At 37.1% G+C, this 4505-nt stretch carries 5 protein-coding genes and 1 pseudogene; all 6 read left to right on the top strand.

Annotated features, from left to right (window positions below; translation table 11 throughout):
• On the top strand, positions 1-1588 hold a 1588-nt coding region (locus HMPREF1321_RS09840; protein ID WP_009422456.1), incomplete at its 5' end, for a C10 family peptidase.
• A 7-nt stretch (positions 1589-1595) separates the two neighbouring features.
• Positions 1596-2072 carry a hypothetical protein gene (locus tag HMPREF1321_RS09835; protein ID WP_034576008.1) on the top strand — a complete coding sequence of 159 codons (477 nt, stop codon included), beginning with the start codon at positions 1596-1598 and terminating at the stop codon, positions 2070-2072.
• A 52-nt stretch (positions 2073-2124) separates the two neighbouring features.
• Positions 2125-2571: a hypothetical protein gene (locus HMPREF1321_RS09830; protein ID WP_009422452.1), complete on the top strand. Its 447-nt coding sequence runs from the start codon at positions 2125-2127 to the stop codon at positions 2569-2571.
• Positions 2572-2620: 49 nt separating this feature from the next.
• Positions 2621-2935 (top strand): hypothetical protein, encoded by a 315-nt coding sequence (locus HMPREF1321_RS09825; protein ID WP_009422455.1) that lies wholly within the window; start codon positions 2621-2623, stop codon positions 2933-2935.
• 15 nt (positions 2936-2950) lie between these two features.
• Complete coding sequence (locus HMPREF1321_RS09820; RefSeq protein ID WP_009422454.1) at positions 2951-4084, top strand: clostripain-related cysteine peptidase; 1134 nt, start codon at positions 2951-2953, stop codon at positions 4082-4084.
• Positions 4085-4166: 82 nt separating this feature from the next.
• A pseudogene (locus tag HMPREF1321_RS09815) lies at positions 4167-4505 on the top strand (pyrogenic exotoxin B); the annotation flags it as partial.

Here is a 4505-nt window from a genome sequence, read left to right as displayed (position 1 = left end):
GTTCGCAACCGACACTGATATTTCAGTATTACCCAGTACTGAAACGAAGGCTTCCGACAACGGACTTTTAGGTTGGGTAGCTCTCACAGGGCAAACCCATATTTCGGCGGAGGAAGCCCAAGAAACCGCTCTCGCTACCGCTATGCAAATGCGTGAAGTAGAAGGTATTGTTACCAAAGCTCCCTTAAAAATTGGCTCGATTGAGGTAGTAAAAGGCGACACTCGTAAGCCTTACGTACCTACTAAAGGCAACGCAAAACCCGAACAAGCCGATGTGTACATTGTAAACTTTGCCAACAACCAAGGCTATGTAATTACCTCAGCAGATAGGCGTGTCCCTAGTGTATTAGCCTATAATTCCTACGGACATTTAGGTGACACTATTAGTAACCCAGGTCAAGCGGTACTCTTTAGCTATATACAGGCATATATAGAAGAACAGCGTGCCGCCTTTGAAGCTAATAAAGAAAAACTCATTACTGAAGCCGAAGAAGCTATCTTCAAACAGCTTTCTAAAGAACAACAAGAAAAGCTGATAGCTAAGGGATATTTTGATAAAGATGGTAAGAGGGTAAAAAGTAAGTACAATTTTGATTTAATACACGCTCTTTGTGATTTATCAGAGCCAGAGAGTAATAATAAAAAAAATGAAAATCCAGCAGACCATTATTTAGTAAAAGACAACGATAGGATATTTTATGGAGAATGGAAAACAGAATATGTAAAGGCACCCTTGTTAAAAACGCTATGGAGACAAAGTGGACTTTATAATGATAAAGTAGCTAAATATTGTGATGCAGATAAAGACCAGTCTCCTGTAGGCTGTGTAGCTGTAGCTGTAGGGCAACTATTAGCCTATCATAAAAAGCCAGCTATTTTTAAAGGTAGAATAATGCATTGGGACGATATAACTAAAATAGATAGTGGAGATATGTTCTCTAGTATTTATAGTCATAACGTAGGGGATAACGCTACTTTTAGAGAGGATATTCAACATCTTTTAGCACACTTGGGGGATAGTGATCTATTAGCTATGGAATATGGTTGTATAGCTGATGGTGGTAGCGGTTCAGGTAGAGCCTTAGAAGCTTTACATAGTTTAGGATATAATAATGCTTCTCTAATAGAGTATAGCAATGGGGATTTTATTTCTGAAATAAGAAACAATAGACCTGTTTATATTGAAGGGTATTCTTATGAAATATCTCATACCTATACTACAGGTTGGTGGTTTTGGAAAAAATCACATACAAGATATAGTTATAAAGAAGGACACGCTTGGATTTTAGATGGTTATGTACTAAGAAAAAGAAAAGTAACTGAATATTATATTAATTGTCCTTCTTCAGAAGAAGTAAAGATTGTAAATGATGAAAAAATAGAGTTAATACATAACAACTTTGGTTGGGGAGGAAATCTTGATGGATCTGACTTCAAGTGGAATAAGGATTATTATGACGGTACTGGCTGGTATAACATAAATGTTTTCAATGCAAAGTCAGGTAGACAAGCAGGTTCTAATACCTACAAATCAGGAACTGAAGGAAATTATCAGTTCAAAAAGAAAATAATCATCAATATAAAATAGCCGAGTTATGAAAAGAATGTTGTTTTTACTTTTTTTAACTATGAGTATAGCCTGTAGTAAAGAAAATACCGAATCTCGTGATCCAATTTGTATGAATGAACCTCCTACGCTAACTATTATTGTTATGAACAATAGAATGGATAGAAAAGAGTTAGTATACAGTTTTTGGAATGCAACAGAAGAAGCTACTCTATACAAAAGAGTAGATAATAAAAGAGTAGACATAAGTAAATGTCACGTTGCTAATGGAAATATAGCCATTGCAAGTGCAGGAAGAGCTCTAAAAACCTTCTACACAACAAACGTAGAAACTTTTTATTTGGAGTATAATAATAAGATTGATACTTTACAAATAAAAGGAAACTATTATGATAGTACAGGTTGTGGAGATGCTGCTTCTTTAGTAGAGTTGTATTTCAACCATAAAAAAATAGAGCTCAACCTCATTAGTGATCATACTTATCTAATAGATAATACAAAATAATCTTAGCCCTTTGGCAGGGAGTCTCCTGCCAAAGGGTAATAAAATAAGTATTATGAAAAGAATATTATTCTTAATATCATTACTCATTAGTTTTTTATCTTGTGAAAAGTCTTCAGAGATACAAGATGAATGTATGCTTCCACCTCCTAATTTTCAATTATTTATAGCTAAATCAGCTCCTGAATATCAAGATTTCTTAAGCGACAAAGGAGAGGCTGATAAAGAAAATGTGTATTTCTACCAAATCACAGAGAATAACACTGAGAAGAAATACCGTACCTTGTTTACTAATGAATCTAAAAATAAAGATTATGCTGAAGTAGCAACTGAGAGTGCAATATTTCTATATACAGGAAAAATAGAAACACTTTATCTTAAAAATAAGGCTAAAACCTACAAAATAGAGTTTTTAGGTACTATTGGAGAATGCTGTTCTGCTCATTTCCGAGAAATGTACATAGATGGAATTAAAAACAACGATTTTATCTTAATAAAATAACCTTAACTCCTCTGGCAGTAACCCTGCCAGAGGTTTTTACCATTTTTCTATGCGTTATCTTATATTTCTTTTCACATTTATCGCTCTATCTTGCTCTAAAGAAGCCATAGAGCCCGAAAACTATACTCTGCACGTACAAAATCGCTATTTTGAAGCAGTAACCATTTCGGTAGGTGAGCATTTTTCTGAAAAGCTATCACCCAATACTGTTTCTAAGACATTTACTTTGCCTAAAGGTACTTATAAAGTAGTAGCCATCACGGCTTCACGCCTACGCTTGGAAAGCACAGTACAAATACAAGGCAGTAAAAGTGAACTCACTATTGAAATCTGTCCTAAAGGAAAAATCTACATTACTCATTAACCATTTTGTTAAACTATGCGTTATTACTCTTTGCTTCTTATTGGCTTGGGGTTACTTTCTTGCCAAAAAGATAGCCCAACTCCTGAGCCTTTACCTCCTCACGAAATCACACTCGTGTATATGGTTGCTGATAACGACCTCGCTCCCTATGCCTTAAAAGACCTCAACGAAATAGAACGTGGGTTTGTGCCTAACGGAAGAGACAAACTCTTGCTGTATATCGATAGCAATACTTCTACCGCTTTGCCTTCACACCCTGTACTTTTAGAAATTGTACACGATACCACCGAGATAATAGCCTCTAAAATCATCGCTTCTTACCCCGAACAAAATTCAACTGATAAAACCGTAATGAGCAATGTGTTGAGAGATGCTTTGAGCTATTACAAAGGCGACAATCGTTATAAAGGACTTGTGCTTTGGTCGCACGGCAATGCGTGGCTACCGGAAGGTTATCATATAGAAACCGAAAACAAATCAGGAGTGGTGGTAAAATCGTTTGGGAAAGATATGAGTCCGCGAGAGGGGGCTATGGAGCTTCCTGACCTCGCGGAAGTTTTAAGCCCTTATCGGTTTGATTATATCCTTTTCGACGCTTGCTTTATGGGGTCGGTAGAGGTGCTCTATGAATTACGACATTCTGCCCGTTACTTTATTGCTTCGCCTGCCGAAATTCTTGCCGATGGTTTTCCTTATCACCACCTATTGCCTTACCTTATAGGGAAATTACAATTAGAAAAAGCAACCGAAGCTTACTACAACTATTACAATGCTTTGGAGGGCGCACGACAGTCGGCTACGGTTACTTTGGTAGATAGTGAGCAGTTGGAGGCATTAGCTTCTTTCTGCAAACAACTCAACACTTCTGAGTTGTCTTTAGCCCATTTGCAACAATACAGTAGGAATAACGAAAAGTATTTGTTTGACCTCAAACAAGTGCTTTTGGAGAGCAAAGCTACTGTGGCTATGGAAGCTATTTGGCAAAAGCTTTGTAAAATTGAAAGACACACACCGAGATTTGCTAATATTGCGCTGACACATTGCAACGGACTGAGTGTTTATTTGTTCGGCAAGAATGAAACGCTGAATAACTATTACAAACAATTGTCGTGGTATAGAACTACAAGGTTTCATTTCTCGTATAAATAGCTTATAATTTTCTAATTCTCAAATTTGCTAATTTGCTAATTTTTCCCTATCTTTGTCGCGTAATCTTAAAAACTAACCTTATATGAAAAAGTTTTTATCTATTTTTATCGTAGCAGGACTCTTCTTTTCCTGCCAACGCGAAGAAGCAGAAGCTCCGTTCGCAACCGACACTGATATTTCAGTATTACCCAGTACTGAAACGAAGGCTTCCGACAACGGACTTTTAGGTTGGGTAGCTCTCACAGGGCAAACCCATATTTCGGCGGAGGAAGCCCAAGAAACCGCTCTCGCTACCGCTATGCAAATGCGTGAAGTAGAAGGTATTGTTACCAAAGCTCCCTTAAAAATTGGCTCGATTGAGGTAGTAAAAGGCGACACTCGTAAGCCTTACGTACCTACTAAAGGCAACGCAAAACCCGAA

The sequence above is a fragment of the Capnocytophaga sp. oral taxon 412 str. F0487 genome, assembly GCF_000271925.1.
Taxonomy (GTDB): Bacteria; Bacteroidota; Bacteroidia; order Flavobacteriales; family Flavobacteriaceae; genus Capnocytophaga; species Capnocytophaga ochracea.
This window is presented reverse-complemented; position numbering and strand designations above follow the sequence as displayed.

Bases quoted from the DNA above. Each gene is read 5' to 3' on its own strand.
- HMPREF1321_RS09825 (WP_009422455.1), top strand. From the start codon at position 2,621: ATGCGTTATCTTATATTTCTTTTCACATTTATCGCTCTATCTTGCTCT.
- HMPREF1321_RS09820 (WP_009422454.1), top strand. From the start codon at position 2,951: ATGCGTTATTACTCTTTGCTTCTTATTGGCTTGGGGTTACTTTCTTGC.
- HMPREF1321_RS09835 (WP_034576008.1), top strand. From the start codon at position 1,596: ATGAAAAGAATGTTGTTTTTACTTTTTTTAACTATGAGTATAGCCTGT.
- HMPREF1321_RS09830 (WP_009422452.1), top strand. From the start codon at position 2,125: ATGAAAAGAATATTATTCTTAATATCATTACTCATTAGTTTTTTATCT.